The following is a 17,822-nucleotide window of genomic DNA, read 5'->3' as shown; positions in this document are numbered from 1 at the left end:
ACGTGAGCCGCACCTGGTACAAAAGCCTGCCGTTCGGTCAGTCGCGTCTCGGGCGGCTGATCTTCGGCCTGAACATTGTCGGGCTGCTGGTCCTGGTGATCGGCGCCCTTGTGCTCAATGAGCTGCGCCAGGGCCTGATCACCGCGCAAAAGGAATCCCTGACCGCCCAGGCGCTGCAGATGAGCGAGGTTATCGCCCAGGCGGCAACCACGGGCGTGCCGGAGCCTTATCTCGACCAGCATTACGCCTCGCAGCTCCTGGCCCAGTTCATTCCGGCCGAGCAGCGTGCCCGTCTGTTCGACGAGCAGGGCAATCCGATTGTCGATTCCGCCCTGGTCGTCGATACGGTCGAGGTCATCGAACTGCCGCCGGCCCACAAGGCCGGTGAGGCGGCGCCCAAGGACGATTCCGCCGGCCACGCGGCTGAGCGCAAGGCGGCCGAGAAGGAACTGCGCCAGGAAGTGATGATGGCCCTGGCCGGGGCCGAGGTGGCGACGGTGCGGCGCAACGATCGTGGTGTGAAGGTGGTGTCGGTGTCGGTGCCGCTGCGCCGGGTCAAGCAGGTTTTGGGTGTGCTGACCATCGAGCGCGACGACTTCGAAAGCATCGTCCAGGCCCAGCGCCTGGCCATGTTGCCGTTTATTCTGGTGGCTTTGGGCGTGACGCTGTTTTCGTCCCTGCTGCTGAACTGGCTGGTGTCACGGCCGATCCAGCGGCTGTCGGCGGCGGCGGACAGTGTCCGGGCCGGCCAGACCCGGGCGATTTCGCTGCCCGACTTGGAAGAGCGCAAGGACGAGATCGGGACCTTGGCGCGGTCTTTGGAAAGTATGACCGATACGCTATGGCGGCGGATGGAGGAGATCGACCGGTTCGCGGCCGATGTGTCGCATGAGATCAAGAACCCGTTGACCTCGATCCGCAGTGCTTTGGAGACTTTGGAGCTGGTCAAGGACGACGCGGCCAAGGCGCGGCTGCTGGGCGTGGTGAACCAGGATGTGCGGCGCCTGGACCGGCTGATTACCGATATTTCCAATGCGTCGCGGCTGGATGCCGAGCTGTCGCGGGACACGCCCAGGCCGGTGGATGCCGGGGCGTTGTTGGAGGATATCGTGTCGCTGTACGGCCAGGGCGACCGGCCGGGCGAGGTGGCGGTGGTGCTGGTACGCGAACGCGCCCAGGCGACGGTCAGCGGCCGGGAAGGCCCCCTGGGCCAGGTATTCCGCAATGTCATCGACAATGCGCGGTCGTTCTCACCGGAGGGCGGCGAGGTGCGGGTGACCCTGACGAATGGCGATGCGGCGCTGCCGGTGCTGATCCGGTTCGAGGATGACGGTCCGGGCATACCGGAGGACAATCTCGAGACCATCTTCCAGCGGTTCTACACCTCGCGGCCGAAGGGCACGAGTTTCGGGCGTAATTCCGGGCTGGGCCTGTCGATTTCGCGTCAGATTATCGAGGCGCATCACGGGCGGATCTGGGCGGAGAACCGCACCGACGGCGAGGGTGCGGTCGTGGGCGCCAGGTTCTTCATAGCCCTGCCCACTCTATGACCGGGGTTTGGGGCCTGTGGCCCCAACTCTTCTACCTTTCTTTTCTTTCCCCCGCCCCTTGGGGCGGAGGGAAAGAAAAGATAAGTAAGACGTGGGGCCCCAAGACACGTTCTTTGGCCCCACACCCCGGTAATATAGCGCACGGTCCATGAGTAAACTCGTCGTTCACGCCACCACCCTCAGCCTTCTGTCCGGCTCTGCCTGGAAGGGCGTCCTGATTGTGGGACCGTCGGGCATCGGCAAGAGCGACATGGCGGTGCGCGCTGTCGAAAAGGGCCTGGTGCTGATCTGCGACGACCATACGGCCCTGTGGTCGTCTGGTGGCCATCTTTACGCCGCTCCGTCCACGCCTGACCCTAAAGCCTTTCGCACCCTGACCCGACTGCACCTGGTCGTTCTGGCGCAATCCGAAGGCCCCAGGGCGCCCGAAGGCGAGATCACCCCCATTCTGGGACATAACGTCCCGACCCTGCGGCTCAATCCACGCGAAGCTTCGGCTGTGCCGCGCCTGATCACGCGATTGCGTTCGTTGTGATCACTTGAATATTCATGCTTCGTTCACGATCATTATAGTTACATGAATAGCACACCGCGCATTGATGGCGCGGAATTTGCTACCTTGTAAAAAACTTTTTTGCAGTGCGAAGCGTTCGGGGCTAGATTGCCGCTCCCCGGCGCGGGATCGTATCGAGGCTAGACGAAATTATGATCGGTTTGGTGATCGTCACCCATGGCAAGCTGGCGGATGAGTTCGTCGCCGCGATGGAGCATGTGGTGGGACCGCAGACCCAGGTCACGGCCATCTGCATCGGTCCCGAGGACGATGTCAGCCAGCGCCGCAAGGACATCCTGGAAGCAACATTCCGCAACGACACCGGCGACGGGGTCATCCTGCTGACCGACATGTTCGGCGGCACGCCGTCGAACCTGGCGATTTCGGTGATGGAGCAAACCAAGGCCGAGGTGATTGCCGGTCTGAACCTGCCGATGCTGATCAAGCTTGCCTCGCTGCGCAAGAACGAGCCGCTGAACACCTGCGTCGGCCATGCCCAGGAGGCCGGCCGCAAATACGTCACCGTGGCGTCCTACGTCCTGTCCGGCGACAGCTAGGAGTCTGATGTGATGTGGCCTCTGTTTTAAGGGGAACCACGGACCACACGGAAACCCCGCTGCGCGGCGACACGAAAAGACACGGAATTCCGGTTGTTCCATCTCCCGCGCGAAGCGCCTTCTTGTGGACATCAACGGGAGGCGCTTCGCGCGGTTCAGCGTCGAATTTCAGTGCCTTTCCGTGTCGCCGCGCAGCGGCGTTTCAGTGCCTTCCGTGGTAAATCTTTTCTTCTTTAACCCAGCTCTACAAGAGCATATTGATTTCCATTAACCGTTCACTCATGGTTTTTACCCGAAAATAACCGCAGGCACCTGACGAAAGGGCCGCCTCATGAGTGAAACAGACGTGCCCGTCACTGCCCAGGTTGAAATCTGCAATAACAAAGGCTTGCACGCCCGCGCCTCCGCCAAGTTCGTCAAGCTGGTGTCGAACTACGAGGACACGCGCGTCTTCGTCACCAAGGACGGCAACAAGGTCGACGGTGATTCGATCCTCGATCTGCTGATGCTGGCCGCCGGCAAGGGCTCGACCATCGAAATCGAAGCGGAGGGCCCCCAGGCGCAAGCCGTCGTCGCGGCCCTGGTGGAACTGGTCGAAAACAGGTTCGAGGAAGACGCGTGAAACCTGTTCTTGCCCTTCTGTTCACGGCGGCCCTGGCGATGGCTTCGCCGGTGATGGCGGAAGGTTCCGGCCATCCCAACAGCGGCGAAGGCGATGTCGAAGCGGCGGCCAAGCCGAAACCGGTTCGCAAAGCCAAACCGAAGGCGAAACCGTCTATTCCCGCGCCCAAAATACCCGACGCGCCCATACCCTATACGTCTTTAAGCGCCGGCACCCCGCTCAGCGCCGACATGGCCAAGGCCCTGACGCCGGCACCCGAATCCCATGCCCCGGCGTCGGTGGCCCACACCGAGCCCACAACGGCCCCTTTGGCGGCCGCGCCCGTTCATGTCGCCGAAGTCCCTCCGCCACCGCCCCCTCCGCGGCCCCGCGAAGACGTCGTGGAGATCAATCCACCACCGCCGGCCGAGATCAATCTCAAGTGCGAAACCACCATCACCCGCGGCAAGAAGACCGTCTCGACCGGCATCTTCTACATCGCCATCGTGCCGTCGCCGATCTTTCCGGACGAAGAGGCCAGCTTCCAGTTTCGCTTCGTCGATCCGGCGCACAAATCCCTGGTCCGTGACACGGTGTGCCAGGACATAAGCTGCCAGGCGCGGGTCAGCCCCAGCACCTACAGCCTGATCAACATGACCACGAAACACGGCGACGCCCTGCGCATTACGCTCGACCGGGCGCGCGGCGGCTTCTATGCCGAAGCCATCGACGACAAGATGGTGGGCTCGACCTCACACCTGGGCGAGCAGGGCTGGTGCGCGCCTGAGCCCAAGGTGACTAAGGCGCTGTTTTAGGCGCGACGGCTGCCGTGACATCCAGACGCGCCTTCCACGGATCGGGGCCAGGCTTGGCTGTGCCGTCCAGCGCGAAATCCAGCAAGGGATCCGCCGCCGGCGTATAGACCGGCCATACCGGCAAACCGGCGCCGTTGGGATCGCCTGTCTTGGCGAAGTTGACCCAATAGGCGTGGGCGGTCTTCGCCATGGCGGCGTCCTTCGCGGTCACAGCGGTGCCGTACTTGCCGGGCAGGGTGTCCATGACATAGGGAATGTCGGTGGCGTGCGGCGCACCGCGCTTCCATTCGGCCGCACGCGATTCCGCGACGTACGAGAATCGGTAGTGCCATGACTTGACGCCCTGATCGGCCAGGGTCGCGGCGACGAAGCGCGCCGGCTCGATCATCAAACGGTCCATGCCGATATCTGCATTGATGGTTTGCAGGTCGCCGCTATAGGCTGCCTTCGCCGCCTCGGCCTGGGCGCCGAAACTGGCATAAGCCTCCTCCGGCGTATTGACCCAGAACCGGCCGATATCGGCGCGGGTGGCGCCGACCAGCACAGGCACCTTGTTATAGCGCCCATGGAGATAGGCTTCCTGCGGCACTTCCTTGACGATGCGGCCGTCGATGGTCGGACCGCCATAGGTGTCGCCGGCCTGGCCCATGGTGTGCAGGCCCAGGCCCGCTGTCACGGTCTCGGCGGACAGGCCGCGCAGGGCCGTCAAAGCCGCGGCATCGGTCCCGGTGACGCCATTCTTTTTGGCGAAGTTCAGCCCCAGGGTCTCGGACGACGGTGCGGTCGGCAGGTCGTCACGGATGCGGCGTGCCCCCATCAGGTTGCCGCGGCCGCCGCCCGACTGGATGATGGCGCGGGCAAACAGGTTCTTCGACTCGCCCGAGGTCATCAGATTGTGCACCGACCCGCCGCCGGCCGACTCGCCGAAGACGGTAACATTGGCCGGATCGCCGCCGAAGGCCGCGATATTGCGCTGGACCCACTGCATGGCGGCGATCTGGTCCATATAGCCGTAATTGCCCAACAGCCCGTGATCGGCATCGGCGGCACTCAGGGCCGGGTGAGCGAAGAAACCGAACCGGCCCAGGCGGTAGTTGAAGCTGACATAGATGACGCCGTCGCGGGCGAAGTGCGTGCCGTCATAGACGGCCGGCGAGGTGCCGCCATTGACGAAACCGCCGCCATAGATCCAGACGATGACAGGCAGTTTCTTTTGCGCGCCGGCGGGCCGCCAGACATTGACGAACAGACAGTCTTCGGCCGGTTTGACGGTCAGCGGCGCGTCGTCACCGGGGAAGGGTTCCTGCATGCAGTCGGCGCCGAAGGCGGCGGCGTCACGGACTCCGGACCATTTGGCAGCGGGCTGGGGGGCGCGCCAGCGCAGGTCTCCGACGGGCGGAGCGGCGAAGGGAATGCCCTTGAAGGACTCGACGCCGTCGACGGTGACGCCGCGGACCTGGCCGGTTTCGGTGGTGACGGTACCGGCCGGCGCCGTGGTGGCGACACAGGCGGCCAGGGCGAGTCCGGCGGCGATGAGGGGAAGGGCTTTCATGGCGATCCTCCGTTATTTTGGAGGGAACCTACCACGGTCTGGGAATGGGTCAAACGACCGAAGGTGCGGCTCGATTCGGAGTGAAGCGGAATTCCGTTGACGGCACCTCCAGCGCGAAGCGCCTTTATGCCTTTAAACTATGGGCTTTTGCATTCTGGCTCCACATCCTGAATTCCGTGTTTTCCGTGTCGCCGCGCAGCGGCTTCCGTGTGGTCCGTGTTCCCCTTCTTCGCCTCAGAAAGCTCTCAGTCAGCCGGCCTGCCGCTGATTTTTATGAGGAACACGGAAAACACTGAAGCGCCGCCAATGGCGGCGTACACGGAAAGACACGGAATTTTGGGCAAGCGCATCGGCAATGCGCGTCGGAATATTGTAAATTCAGGCGCTTCGCGCGGGAGATGCCATGCGCAAAAGTTCGTGTCAGTTCGTGGGGTTCGTGGTTCAAACCCTGACCACCCGTACCGCCATCCATTTGCGTCCCGGCAAGGCCACGACCGGTCGCGCCGGGTCATGGAAATCGTACATGTCCTTCTTCTGCACCGTGAACACGCCGTCGACCGGGGCTACCGTCATGTTCCAGGTATCCAGCACATCGACCCGGAACTGCTCGCCACCGACCAACTCGTTCTTGGGCAAATTCAACGCCCACTCCGACGGCGCCTCGGACCCGAAATAGCGCAGATAATACTGACCCGCCCGGCCGCCGATATGACGGTCCCACCACTTGTCGACCGGATCGATGCCGGGCCTGGGCCCATCCTCCATCACCTGCTTCAGAAACGCCAGACGCGGCGCGGACTCGCCCCAAAGCTTCCCACCCTTGCCCGTCCAGGAATCGTCCGCGCTGAGGTTCTGCGCCGTCAAGGTTTCGCCATGGCCGACATAGGTCCCGGCGATCAGGCCGTGCCAGAACCGCAGCACCATCTCCTCGCCGCTCAAATTCCCCCAGCGCAGCTCGATCTTGCCCTCGTAGCAAACCTCGTCGAAGATTACCGCCTTCTGCCAGGTGCTGCGATACATCTCGGCACGGGTATCGTCGGTCACCGCCGATCCGTTCTGGATACTGCTGTGGGTGATCCAGGGTTTGGTGTTGTCGTAAATGGCCTTGCAGTTATGGATCGACCGCAACCGGTCATGCGGGTCATGGTCCATGACAAACTGGCCCAGGTGATCGAAATCGGCCGGCGACTTGGTCTTGACCAGGTCGAACTCGTTGGCCAGCGACCACCACACATTGCGATAGGCGCCCAACCGGGCGATGACATAGGCGAGATAGCGCTCGTCATCGCTGCGCGCCATGTCGCCATAGCCATGCTTGCTGTCATAGGGATGGAAGAGGATGATATCGGCCTCGATCCCCAGCTCCAGAAGTTGCGCCACGCGCTTTTCAAACCGCTGGAAGAACAGAGGGTTCAAACGTGTCGGGTCCCAATCCTTGTCGCCCTTGCCGGTCACCGCAAAGGGCTCGATCGGCTCGGCGGCGACGTTCTGGAAGACGCACATCCGCATCTTGTTGAACGGAGACGCCTTCAGCGTGGCCAGGGTCTCGGCGCAGCGCGCCTCCGACTGCTGGGCCCAGGCATAGGCGGTGGTGCCGACCTGGCGGTAGGGCGTGCCATCGGCATAGGCGAAGTGATAACCGTCCGGCGTGACCCGCATCGGGCCGTGATTGCCCGGTGACGGTACCGTCGCCGTCACGGCGCCTGTGAGGTTGTTCAGCCCTGGCACGTTCGACACGGTCCGCCACGTCCAGGCGCCCGTTTCCGGCGGACTGAAGCGCACGCGATAAACGCCATTGCCGTCGTAGAAACCCGGTACATTCAGGTGACGTCCACCCAGGGTGAACACGGCGGCGAACTGGACATCGACAAACGGATTGCCTGTCTTAGGCCCATCGAAAGCCTGCTCGAACAGACCCCAGCGCTCGACCGACGGCACGGGTTCGGCCGCCCGCGCCATGCCGGCCACAGCCAGAGGCACGGTGGCGGCGACCAGGTGGCGGCGCGTGATTTTCGTCATGAAGCGTCTCCTTTTATTTGTATGTCATCATACAAATATTGCCGGACCTGGCAAGGCTTATGCCCTTTTTATGGAACGCCCGCCTTAAGATGTCGAAACTTTAGGCTTGGAGCGGTAACTGTATAACCCACACAAGTGACTGAAAATAAAGGAGTTAGCTATGAACCGTGATCGACTCGAAGGCAGCTGGGACCAGGTCCGTGGTAATGTCCAGAAGGCCTGGGGCAAGCTGACCAATGACGACCTCGACGTGATCGAGGGCAACCGCAAGATTCTGTCCGGCAAGATCCAGGAACGCTACGGCATCGCCCAGGACGAAGCCGAACGCCAGATCGACAAGTGGTCGGATGAAGCGGTCGACGAAGCCAAAGACCATACCCACTAACACCACCACAACCAAAGAGATTGCCGTTGTCCTTCCCGCCGGATGGACACGGCAAACGGGCGGGAAAGCGTTTCCTCAGAGGCGCTTTCCCGCCTTCATTTTTTTATCCTTCACCTTTTTCGCCTTTTCGCCGATGCCGTAGCCGGCGAAGGTCGTTTCGATCGTCTTGTCCATCTTGCGGGCGGCTTTCAGGTCGGCCTTGCCTTCCTTCTTAAGTCCCTTGCCCAGCCTGGCGACACCGCGGCCGTAAAGGCCGATGGCATAGGTGTTTTCCGCCATGGCCACATCATAGTCGGCGATTGCCTCATCCCATTTGCCCATCTGCAGATAGACCATGGCGCGGCTGTCGCTCATGGTCCGGTCGCCCGGCTTGAGCTTGAGCGCCGCATTGCACTGCTCCAGCGCCTTATCCAGTTCCTGCTTGCGGGTGGCGCGCAGCCAGCACGCACTGTTGAAATACTCGGCCTTGTCGGGAACCAGGGTCGTCAGGAGGTCGAGATCCTTGATCTGGCCGTCGACATTGCCGTCGCGCTCATACAGCCGCACGCGCAGGGACAGGGCTTCGTCATCTTCCGGGTCCATGGCGACGGCGGCGTTGATATCGACCAGCGCCTTGTCATATTCCTTGTAATTGTAATAGGTGGCGCCGCGCGTCACCACGATGAACTCCGACTTCGGTTCCAGGGCCAGGGCGGCGTCGAGATCGGCGAACTTGCCGTCGCGGTCCGCCTGCGGACGGACCTGGGAGCGGCGGACATAGAGGTCGGCCGTCGGCGCCAGGGCGATGGCCTTGCCGAACACCTCCAGGGCCTCGGCGCGCTGGGTGGCGCAGGGCACGGCCGTGTCCTTGCAATCGGTCAGGCGTTGCCCCAGGTCGTCCAGAAATTCGACATTGCCGGGTTGTTGGGTGACGGCGGCGCGGACCGCCGCGATGGCCTTGCCGTACAGGGGGCCGGCTTCGGTGCGCTGTGCGGCGCAGCTTGTCGCCGTACCCTTGCAGCCGGTCAGGTAGTCCGCCAGGCTGTCGATCAGTCCGACATTGTCCGGATGCCGGGCGACCGCGATACGGGCCGTTTCGATCGCCTTGTCGTACCGGTTGGTGCTTTCATAAATCCCCATCAGGGCGCCTGCGGCTTCGGGCGAATTGGGCTGAGCCGCATACCAGGCCAGGGCCTTTTCCTCAGCCTTCGCCATATCGCCCGTCGCCCCCAGAAGGACAACCCGCAGCGCCTGGGCCATGGCGTCGTCGGGCGCCAGGTCGGCCGCCGTATTCGCGGCCGTCAGCGCACGCGGCAGGTCCTCGCGCTGCATGTAGATCACCGCCATCAGGAAGTAGTTGTGACTGTCCCCCGGACTGATGCCCTGGGCGGTCTTCAGGTCTGTCAGGGCGCCGTCCAGGTCCTCCCCGCCCATGCGGATCATGGCGCGCACGGAATAGGCCACGGACGAACGCGGATTCATCTTGAGGGCTTTTTCGACCTCGACCCGGGCCTGATCCATCTTGCCCGCCTGAAACAGTTCGTAAGCCTGGGCGGCGTGGGCCTGGGCCGCAGCGGCCTTGTCGACCTTCTGCGAGGTTGCCGCCGGCGGTTTGACCTGGGCTGCCAGCCCGCTGACCGGCGCCCCCACAAGCACGATGCCGGCTGCCGACGACCACAGGATCCGTTTCCACATAAGCTTTATTTCCCGCATGGTTTTAGGGTTTGATGCCGTCCTCGGCGTAGGTTTTTTCGATACCGGGTGACTGGCGTTTGGCCTCGGCCAGGTCGGCCTTGCCTTCCTTGCTCAGGCCCTTGCGCAGTTTCGCGATGCCGCGGCCGTACCAGGCCGAGGCGAACGGGCCGCCATTGGCCACGGCGACGGCGGCGTCATAGTCCGCCAGGGCTTCGTCCCACTTGCCCATCTTCAGATGGACCATGCCGCGGCTGTCCAGGATCTGGCCGGACCGCGGCTCGACCTTCAGCGCCGCATTGCACAGCTCCAGCGCCCTCTCCAGCTCGCGGCCGGAAATGGCGCGCGCCCAGCAGGCATTGTTGAGCAGGTCGGGGTCTTCGGGCTTCAGGGCCAGCGCCTTGTCCAGTTGGACGAACTCGGCGTCGTAATTGCCCTGTTCCTCATAGATGTTGGCACGCAGGCCATAGGCCTCGGTACCCTCGGGCTCCAGCGCCTGGATGGCGTCGGCATCCGCCAGGGCCAGGTCGTAATCCTTGTACGACCGGTAGAACTGGCCACGCGTCAGCAGGATCTCCGGCGAGTCGGGCTGCAGCGCCAGGGCGGCGTCGATATCGGCAAACCGGGCGGCGCGTTCGGACTCCGGCCGCATCCGGGCGCGGTTCAGATACAGGTCCACCGACGGCTCCAGCGCGATGGCCTTGCTGTAGGCCTCGACCGCCTTCGGCCGTTTGGCGTCGCATTCGGCCTCGGTGCCACAGCGCATGAACGCCTCACCCAGGGCGGCATGCAGCCGGGCATCGTCGCCGTCCTTCGCGATGGCGGCCTGCAACACCTCGATCGCCTTGTCGTACTGGGTGTTGAACTGATAGGCCACAGCCAGGAACAGCGTCGCCTCGACGGAATCCGGCTGCATCATGACGTTGGTCAGGGCGTCGTCCAGGGCCCGTTCGGCATCGCCCTTTTCCAGCAGGACCAGGCCACGCAACTGGCGCGCCGCCGGATCGGCCGGATTGATGTCGAGGACCCGCGTCAGGGCGTCGATCGCCTGCGGATAGTCCTTGCGCGCCCAATGGATGTAGGCCTGGCCGCTATAGGCCTCGGTATTGCGCCGGTCGATGACCAGGGCCGCGGCATAATCGGCCAGGGCGCCGTCATCGTCCTCAGCCTTGTCCTTGACCTGGCCGCGCAGGACCAGGGCCTTGGCGGACTTGGGGTCCAGCTTGAGCGCGGCATCCAGGTCGGCGATCGCTTCGCTAAGCTGACCGCCGGCCCACCGGGTCTGAGCCCGCGCGACATAGTCGTCCACCGTCTTGGGGTCGTCGTGGCCGGCCGCCGCGACATCGGCCGTCGTCGCCTTGTAGTCGTACGGCATCTGGAGATAGACCTGGGTGTCGCCCAGCCGGTCCAGTTCGGTCTCGGCGGCCAGGACTTCCGCCGCCGGCACTTCCGGGGCGACGGTGCGTTCGGTCACCTCCATGGTGAAGACGCCGTCCCTGAGCTGGAAGCTGCGTTTCATGGCGTAGCCGGCCAGGGTTTTGTCGACCGCCTCGCCGGCAATGGCGAAACCCTTGCCCTTCTGCGGCAGGATGACGGTAGCGCTGGTCCTTTCATAGTGCGGGAAGGCCAGGCTGACCGGGGCGTCCTTCGCCTGGCCGTCCTTGCGTTCCAGGTCGAAACCGCCGCCGACATAGGCGCCGTCGACCATATACTGGCGCGGCTTGCCAGATCCGGGCGACCACCAGTTCATCTTGGCCTTGCCCTCCATCCGGATGCGGAACTCGCCCGTGGCGTCGTCCCAGTCACTGGTGATGGTGTCGAGCGTGAAGTCCTCGTTGTCCTTCATCGACTCTTTCATCTGCTTGTCGAACTCGTCCTTCGACATGGCCGCCATGGCCGTATGCATGGCCAGGGCCTGGTCGCCACGGGTGATGACCTCCGCGGCGTAGGGCGCCGGCGCGTCCAGCCCGGCCGAGGCATCGACGCGCATCGTCTTTTCCTGCAGCGGCTTGTCAGGCGCCGGCAGGGTGATTGCCACCAGGTCTCCGCCCGTGCCCCTGACCGGCAGGCCCCATGTGTAGGCCGGCACCGGGACCTGGTCCAGGCGCGTATCGCCCATGCGTGTACCGTCCAGCCAGTAGGTCTTGCCGTCGACGACGGCCCGGACGATGACATGGTCGAACAGTTCGATCAGTGGCAGGCTCTCGTTCATGCCGTCGCCGCCCTTGGTCGAGACCAGAACAGCCTCGGACTCGATCCCCAGTTCGCGCAGCAGGGCCAGCAGCAACGCCGTCTTGCCCTTGCAGTCGCCGAACCGGCGCTGCCAGGTCAGGTCGGCATCGGCCGGGACGTAGTTGCCCTGGTTGGCGCCGATATAAACGTAACGCACCTGCTCCTCGACCAGCCGCAGCGCGGCCGCCGCCTGATCGCCGGGCGTCGTGTGGGCAGCGCGGATCTTGTCGACCTCGGCGCGCAGCGGCGAATCGGGCGCCAGGGTGGAGGCCTTGGTGTACAGCGGCGCCATCATGCCCGACAGATCCGGCCAGGAGGCGAATTCGGTCAGTTGCAACTGGCCGAAGCGCTTGTAGCGGTCGGGGACGCGCGGCTGGGCCTCGGGACTCTTGTAGTCCTTGAGTTCCAGGCTCACCTCGCTGCCAGCCGCCGTCTTCTTCACCTTGACGTCGGTCAGGTCGGAGGTCGCCTTCCAGCGCATCGGCTTGCCGGCGGCCCACTCGGCGCGGTAGGTGACGCGGCCGATGGGCATGGCGCTGTTGTAGGACGACAGGGTTTCGGACTTGCCACGCAGCACCGGATCCTGGCGATGGATGGTCAGGGAATAGGTCAGGATATCGCCGACCTGCAGGCCCTCGGTCTGCAGAATGGCGGTCAGGTTTCCGTCCAGCATCTGGCGGTCCAGATTGCTCTCGCGGCGCAGGGTGGTGAAGGTCTGGCCCTGGGCCAGGACGTCGATGACCTGATCCCCGCGCAGGATCTGCACCTTGTGGATGGTGACCGTGTCGGTCTGCGGGTTCCAGTAGGCCGTCGGCCGGCCGTAGGCCAGGCCTTGCGGCGTCAGAATCTTCAGCGCGATATCCATGAAGTGGTCATCGCCGTCATTGCCGAACCGGCTTTGGATATCCATGCCCAGGAAGGCGGCGGGCGCACCCGGCTCGGTCTTGGCCTCACGCACGGTCGGCAGCGGCTTGACCCATGATGCGGCCGGACCGAATTCCAGCGCGTCGGCGGCATGAGCAAGACCCGGGGCAAGGACCAGCGCCATGGCCGCCGATGCCCGAAGAAGCTGTTTCAACATCAATATTCCCCCTGAAGCCGACGACACAGTAACGCGTCACCCTTCGCCTTTCAACAGGTTGTGACCATGCTGCGATGCGATAGACTCACCCGGCAACCTGTGTTAACGTGGTGTCATGTCTCGAATGTTTACAGCAACCGTAACCCGTAAAACGACCGCTATTGGCGGGGCGTCGGGTGGTTGCGTGATCGCTTAAGGTCATTCTCAGCCATCCACCCCCGCCCACCATGGACGGGGAATTGGCTTTCCTCCCTGTCCGCCGCTTTCGACTACTAAGTTCCCAGGAGGACTATCATGAGTTCCAATCGTCATGCCTTGATCGTCATCGGCGCCCTGCTGCCGGGCGCGGCCGTCGTGGAGATGGTCGAAACCGCGCGTGCCGAAGGAACACAGGTGGTTTTCGTGGGTGCCGCCGACGGCGTGACCCCGCGCTTTCCCGACTGGGTGATCGACAACGGCGAAGGCGACCTGTTCGTCGGCACCAACCTGGCGGCCCAGCTTCGTGCTGTGGGCGTGGCGCGCCTGAGCGTCGCCGGTTCCGACTCGGTCCTGGCCCAGGCCCAGGCCCTTGGGTTCGACGCGCAGACGGCCGAAACCTACGCATAAATATCCAAAAAGCGCATACTTGCCATAAGGTTGTGCAAATAACGCAGTTATATTTGACATCCGGCGGTGGGCTGTCATTGTGCCTGCCTAATGACCGACTTTCCTTCCGGCCTCGCCGCCGACATAGCCGCGATTGAACGCATCGACGCCGTGCCGATGATGCTGGACGTCATCACCCGGGCGACGGGGATGGGGTTCGCTGCCGTGGCGCGGGTGACGGAGGACCGCTGGGTCGCGCTCAGCGTCAAGGACGATATCAGCTTCGGCTTGGGCGTCGGCGGTGAACTGCCCGTCGCCAGCACCATCTGTCATGAGATCCGTCAGTCCGGCAAAGGCGTGATCTTCGACAACGCCGTCGAACATCCCGTCTACTGCAGCCACCACACCCCTGAACTGTACGGCTTGAAAAGCTACATTTCCCTGCCGATCTTCACGAAGGACGGTACGGTGTGGGGGACGCTGTGCGCGGTCGATCCGGCGCCGCACAAGCTCGACAATCCCGAAACCATCGGCATGTTCCAGCTTTTCGCCGAGCTGATCGGCATGCACCTGACCAACCGAGAGAAAATCGACGGCATCGAGGTCGCCCTGGCCGAGGCGCGCGAAACGGCCAAGCTGCGCGAACAGTTCATCGCCGTGCTGGGCCATGACCTGCGCAATCCGCTGGGGGCGATTACCTCGGGGGCGGAGTTGCTGAAAGGCCGCACCAAGGACGAGCGCGGCGAACGCATCGTGGGCATGATTCAGCAGTCGGCCGTGCGCATGGGCGAGCTGATCAACAATCTGCTGGACCTGGCGCGCGGGCGGCTGGGGCGCGGGTTCAATCTGAACCTGGAAAGCCGTGGCGACCTGGACGGCGCGCTTTTGCATGCGGTCAACGAGGTCCGCTCGGCCTGGCCCGATCGCGCGGTCGAGACCCGCTTCGCCCTGACCCAGCCGGTGACGGTGGATGTGCATCGGATTTGCCAGATGGTGTCGAACCTGGTTGGCAATGCCTTTACCCATGGTGATCCGGCCAAGCCGGTGAAGGTTTCAGCCGCCAGCGGTGGCGATGTGTTGACGGTGATGGTGTGCAATGGCGGCCGGGCGATTGCGCCGCAAGTGCTGGACAAGCTGTTCCGGCCGTTCACCCGCAACGAGGTCAAGCATGGCCAGGAGGGTCTGGGTCTGGGGCTGTACATTGCGTCGGAGATCGCGAAGGCCCACGGCGGCACCCTGACGGTCCAGTCTACCGACGACGAAACGGTTTTCCGCTTCCGCATGTCGCTCTAGCCAACACCGGGCGCCTAGCCTGTCACGATATGAAGACATAAAACGCCCTCCTCTCCACGAAGTGGGGAGGTGCCGGCGAAGCCGGCGGAGGGGTATCTTGCGTAGATGCGGCTGCCGAATAAGTTCAGAACAGTCTCGATGGGCGAATTCGCAAAACAAGAGGCCAGGAAGACGACGCGTCACGGACCGGGGGGAAGATCCGTTAAATCCCGACATCGTCTTCCTGGCGCTTGTAGTCCCGCCGGGTGTCCCATACTCGGGGTCTTCGGCGATGAACAAAGCTTAGCCGTCTCAGGGTAAGAATGCTGTGCGCAGGCCGCACGACCGCCATAAAACCCCGGTTAATGACAGCTTCGAAACAATAACATCGGTTCTGAAATCTTTCTGAAACAGCGCCACCCAAATTGGACCACGCGGCCGGATTACGGATTTGTAATCTGTTTCCGTGAGGTCAATTCATGCCGCCATCCTTCCTGGTTTCCCTGTGCAACAACGGTAAGTCCAACACCCATCTGCTTCAGGTCGATACGACAGGAAAGATCACACCCGCCGCCTACCGGCTCAAACCGAAACTGCGCGGCGCCACTGGCTGGGTGCTGCTGGGCGACCGGGTCATCGTCTCGCTGCAGTCGCGCACCTACAGCTTCGCCGTCACCGACGCGCACCTGAACCGGGCCACCTACCTGCCCAACGGTCCGTTCCATTTCGACCTGCATGGCCTGGTCGCTTTCCAGGGCCATCTCTACAGCGTCCGCACGGCGCGCAACGAGATCTGGCGCCTCAGCCCGGACCTGAAGCCACTCGATTGCGTCAATCCCAACCAGAGCGACGACAACGACACCCTGCATATCAACGACCTCTGCGTCTACAAGGGCCGGCTGGTGGCGTCGCAGTTCGGCGCCCGGCGGTCGACCGGCAAGCGTATCGGCTGCGTCTTCGATGTGCTGAGCGGCGAGGTCCTGTTCGACGGCTTCACCGACCCGCACAGCGTCACCAGCCGCGACGGTCTGCTCTATGTGCTGGATTCGGCGACCGGGAGTTTGTTCGAGCTGGAAACGGGGCAGGGCCCGCGCCGGCTCTTAAGCGTCTTCGGCTATGCCCGGGGTCTGTATCTCGACGACGACTGGATCGTGATCGGCAAGAGCGTCCACCGCACCGACAGCCGCAGTCGCAAGACCCCCATGCCGCCGATTTTGTTCCCTGACAGTGAAGCCCAGGCAGCCTCGGGCCGGGCGGGCCTCTATGTCTATGAACGCAAAACGGGCGAGTGCCGGTTTATCGACACCACGCGCTTCGGCGGCGAGGTCTACCAGATCGATCGTTTCGACGTACCTCAGCCGGTGCCGCAACCAGCCGCGAACTGGCTGACGCAACTGACGGCGCGGCTGCGGGGCGATGTGATGGAAATGTATGGAGGGCACATATGAAGAGACCCGAGGATTTATCGAACCATTCCTCCGCTTTTCAGCTTCAGATGTTCAATCCTCGGGTCCTTGGGCCTGTTGAGTTTTTCATGTTCAACAGGAAGATTTGATATTATCCGAACGCGGATAAAATTTCAGTCGGCGATGCCGCTGCAAAGATAAGAAATCCGTAAACTCAGACCCCCAGGCCTGTCTTCAGTCCCTCGGCGCGCTTTTTCATCAGCTCATCGAACGCGCCCCAGACGCCTTCACCGCCGGTCCACTGGCCGGTGGTCGCAGCCTTGGAATATTCGGTGGCGCGCGCTTCGAAGAAGTTGGCATGCTCGACGCCCGACAGCAGCACCTGCAACCACGGCAGCGGGTTTTCCTTCACCCCGCCGAACACTTCCGGCAGGTTCAGCTGACGCAACCGCCAGTCGGCGATGTAGCGGATATAGGCCTTGATATCGTCCGGGGTCATGCCCTGGACAGGACCCATTTCGAAGGCCAGGTCGATGAACTTGTCTTCCATCGTCACCACGGTCTTGCAGCAGTCGATGATGTCGTCCTGGACCGACTTGGTCAGCGCCTTGGTTTCCTTGGCGAACGCATGATACAGCTTGATGATGCCTTCGCAGTGCAGGCTTTCGTCGCGCACCGACCACGACACGATCTGGCCCATGCCCTTCATCTTGTTGAAGCGCGGGAAGTTCATCAGCATGGCGAACGAGGCGAACAGTTGCAGGCCTTCGGTGAACCCGCCGAACATGGCGAGCGTCCGCAGCACATCGGCTTCGGTATCGACGCCGAACGTGCCCATGAAGTCGTGCTTGTCGCGCATGGCTTCATAATCCATGAACGCGCCGAACTCGGACTCGGGCATGCCGATGGTTTCGAGCAGCAAGGCATAGGCGGCGATATGGATGGTTTCCATATTGGCGAAGGCCGACAGCATCATCTTGACTTCGGTCGGCTTGAACACCCGGCCGTAGCGTTCCAGGTAGTTGTCCTGGACCTCGATGTCAGATTGCGTAAAAAACCGGAAGATCTGGGTCAGCAGGTTGCGTTCGGAATCATTGAGCTTGGCCGCCCAGTCCTTGCAGTCCTCGCCCAGCGGCACTTCTTCCGGGATCCAGTGGACCTGCTGCTGCTTGCGCCAGAACTCGAAGGCCCACGGATAGCGGAACGGCTTGTAGCTGTGGCTGGGGGTCAGGAGGCCGGCACCGGAAGCGGACAGAAGGCGAGAACTGGTCATTGGTAATCCCGAATCGAAACTGAGGCCGAAGCCGGACCCATATCACCACAAATTGTGGTTAATGCCAGCTTAACGTCTACATCTGGTAGGTGATATTTGGGGACAAATTCTGTCGCCCTGTGGGTGAACGGTTTCGCCACCCGAGTCTGGCACGACGTTAACAAATGACCGCAGGGTGTCGAGCGCAAAAGTTAACGCGAAATCATTTGTGAAGGGCGGTGGCAAATCAGGTTCGGCGCGGCCGGTAGAATCAAACGACGGAACACACGG

Annotated in this window: 14 protein-coding genes; 9 read left to right on the top strand and 5 right to left on the bottom strand. The window is 62.9% G+C overall.

Going from position 1 to position 17,822, the window contains the following annotated elements:
• Positions 1-2: 2 nt before the first annotated feature.
• The 5 genes from ABAC460_RS32695 (at position 3) to ABAC460_RS32675 (ending at position 4,076) form a co-directional block, all read left to right on the top strand.
• Entirely contained in the window at positions 3-1,550 is a 1,548-nt protein-coding gene (locus ABAC460_RS32695; protein ID WP_023452871.1) for a stimulus-sensing domain-containing protein, read from the top strand.
• A 148-nt stretch (positions 1,551-1,698) separates the two neighbouring features.
• Positions 1,699-2,085 carry an HPr kinase/phosphorylase gene (locus ABAC460_RS32690; RefSeq protein WP_023452870.1) on the top strand — a complete coding sequence of 129 codons (387 nt, stop codon included), beginning with the start codon at positions 1,699-1,701 and terminating at the stop codon, positions 2,083-2,085.
• A 170-nt stretch (positions 2,086-2,255) separates the two neighbouring features.
• Positions 2,256-2,660, top strand: coding sequence for a PTS sugar transporter subunit IIA (locus ABAC460_RS32685; RefSeq protein WP_023452869.1), 405 nt, complete (start codon positions 2,256-2,258; stop codon positions 2,658-2,660).
• Between the two features lie 331 nt (positions 2,661-2,991).
• Positions 2,992-3,282: an HPr family phosphocarrier protein gene (locus tag ABAC460_RS32680; RefSeq protein ID WP_023452868.1), complete on the top strand. Its 291-nt coding sequence runs from the start codon at positions 2,992-2,994 to the stop codon at positions 3,280-3,282.
• Entirely contained in the window at positions 3,279-4,076 is a 798-nt protein-coding gene (locus tag ABAC460_RS32675; RefSeq protein WP_023452867.1) for a hypothetical protein, read from the top strand. The genes ABAC460_RS32680 and ABAC460_RS32675 overlap by 4 nt, the downstream gene beginning before the upstream one ends.
• Here the strand turns inward: ABAC460_RS32675 and ABAC460_RS32670 are convergent.
• Entirely contained in the window at positions 4,060-5,628 is a 1,569-nt protein-coding gene (locus ABAC460_RS32670) for a carboxylesterase/lipase family protein (RefSeq protein ID WP_023452866.1), read from the bottom strand. The genes ABAC460_RS32675 and ABAC460_RS32670 overlap by 17 nt on opposite strands.
• Before the next feature lie 441 nt (positions 5,629-6,069).
• Complete coding sequence (locus ABAC460_RS32665; RefSeq protein WP_023452865.1) at positions 6,070-7,647, bottom strand: DUF5060 domain-containing protein; 1,578 nt, start codon at positions 7,645-7,647, stop codon at positions 6,070-6,072.
• A 160-nt stretch (positions 7,648-7,807) separates the two neighbouring features.
• Between ABAC460_RS32665 and ABAC460_RS32660 the strand changes: the two genes are divergently transcribed.
• Complete coding sequence (locus tag ABAC460_RS32660) at positions 7,808-8,032, top strand: CsbD family protein (protein WP_023452864.1); 225 nt, start codon at positions 7,808-7,810, stop codon at positions 8,030-8,032.
• A 75-nt stretch (positions 8,033-8,107) separates the two neighbouring features.
• Here ABAC460_RS32660 and ABAC460_RS32655 read toward each other — a convergent pair whose 3' ends face one another.
• Entirely contained in the window at positions 8,108-9,706 is a 1,599-nt protein-coding gene (locus ABAC460_RS32655; protein ID WP_023452863.1) for a tetratricopeptide repeat protein, read from the bottom strand.
• A 22-nt stretch (positions 9,707-9,728) separates the two neighbouring features.
• Positions 9,729-13,016, bottom strand: a complete 3,288-nt coding sequence (locus ABAC460_RS32650) for a tetratricopeptide repeat protein (protein WP_023452862.1) — start codon at positions 13,014-13,016, stop codon at positions 9,729-9,731.
• A gap of 294 nt (positions 13,017-13,310) precedes the next feature.
• On the opposite strand from ABAC460_RS32650, the gene ABAC460_RS32645 reads away from it, so the two are divergent.
• The 3 genes from ABAC460_RS32645 to ABAC460_RS32635 all read left to right on the top strand — a co-directional run bounded on the left by ABAC460_RS32645 (position 13,311) and on the right by ABAC460_RS32635 (position 16,321).
• On the top strand, positions 13,311-13,622 hold the full coding sequence (locus ABAC460_RS32645; RefSeq protein ID WP_023452861.1) for a hypothetical protein: 312 nt from the start codon (positions 13,311-13,313) through the stop codon (positions 13,620-13,622).
• A 90-nt stretch (positions 13,623-13,712) separates the two neighbouring features.
• Positions 13,713-14,894, top strand: a complete 1,182-nt coding sequence (locus ABAC460_RS32640; protein WP_023452860.1) for a GAF domain-containing sensor histidine kinase — start codon at positions 13,713-13,715, stop codon at positions 14,892-14,894.
• 458 nt (positions 14,895-15,352) lie between these two features.
• Positions 15,353-16,321: a DUF4915 domain-containing protein gene (locus ABAC460_RS32635; protein WP_023452859.1), complete on the top strand. Its 969-nt coding sequence runs from the start codon at positions 15,353-15,355 to the stop codon at positions 16,319-16,321.
• A 172-nt stretch (positions 16,322-16,493) separates the two neighbouring features.
• On the opposite strand, the gene ABAC460_RS32630 is transcribed toward ABAC460_RS32635, so the two are convergent.
• Positions 16,494-17,552: a ribonucleotide-diphosphate reductase subunit beta gene (locus ABAC460_RS32630; protein ID WP_023452857.1), complete on the bottom strand. Its 1,059-nt coding sequence runs from the start codon at positions 17,550-17,552 to the stop codon at positions 16,494-16,496.
• Between the last annotated feature and the right edge of the window lie 270 nt (positions 17,553-17,822).

Origin of the sequence: Asticcacaulis sp. AC460 (genome assembly GCF_000495795.1) — a bacterium.
GTDB lineage: Bacteria > Pseudomonadota > Alphaproteobacteria > Caulobacterales > Caulobacteraceae > Asticcacaulis.
Note: the sequence above shows the minus strand (reverse complement) of the source record. Positions and strands in the feature narration are given on the sequence as shown.

Excerpts from the sequence above, each read along its gene's own strand:
- ABAC460_RS32690 (WP_023452870.1), top strand. The coding sequence starts at position 1,699 with ATGAGTAAACTCGTCGTTCACGCCACCACCCTCAGCCTTCTGTCCGGC.
- ABAC460_RS32685 (WP_023452869.1), top strand. The coding sequence starts at position 2,256 with ATGATCGGTTTGGTGATCGTCACCCATGGCAAGCTGGCGGATGAGTTC.
- ABAC460_RS32680 (WP_023452868.1), top strand. The coding sequence starts at position 2,992 with ATGAGTGAAACAGACGTGCCCGTCACTGCCCAGGTTGAAATCTGCAAT.
- ABAC460_RS32670 (WP_023452866.1), bottom strand. The coding sequence starts at position 5,628 with ATGAAAGCCCTTCCCCTCATCGCCGCCGGACTCGCCCTGGCCGCCTGT.
- ABAC460_RS32665 (WP_023452865.1), bottom strand. The coding sequence starts at position 7,647 with ATGACGAAAATCACGCGCCGCCACCTGGTCGCCGCCACCGTGCCTCTG.
- ABAC460_RS32660 (WP_023452864.1), top strand. The coding sequence starts at position 7,808 with ATGAACCGTGATCGACTCGAAGGCAGCTGGGACCAGGTCCGTGGTAAT.
- ABAC460_RS32655 (WP_023452863.1), bottom strand. The coding sequence starts at position 9,706 with ATGTGGAAACGGATCCTGTGGTCGTCGGCAGCCGGCATCGTGCTTGTG.
- ABAC460_RS32650 (WP_023452862.1), bottom strand. The coding sequence starts at position 13,016 with ATGTTGAAACAGCTTCTTCGGGCATCGGCGGCCATGGCGCTGGTCCTT.
- ABAC460_RS32645 (WP_023452861.1), top strand. The coding sequence starts at position 13,311 with ATGAGTTCCAATCGTCATGCCTTGATCGTCATCGGCGCCCTGCTGCCG.
- ABAC460_RS32640 (WP_023452860.1), top strand. The coding sequence starts at position 13,713 with ATGACCGACTTTCCTTCCGGCCTCGCCGCCGACATAGCCGCGATTGAA.
- ABAC460_RS32635 (WP_023452859.1), top strand. The coding sequence starts at position 15,353 with ATGCCGCCATCCTTCCTGGTTTCCCTGTGCAACAACGGTAAGTCCAAC.
- ABAC460_RS32630 (WP_023452857.1), bottom strand. The coding sequence starts at position 17,552 with ATGACCAGTTCTCGCCTTCTGTCCGCTTCCGGTGCCGGCCTCCTGACC.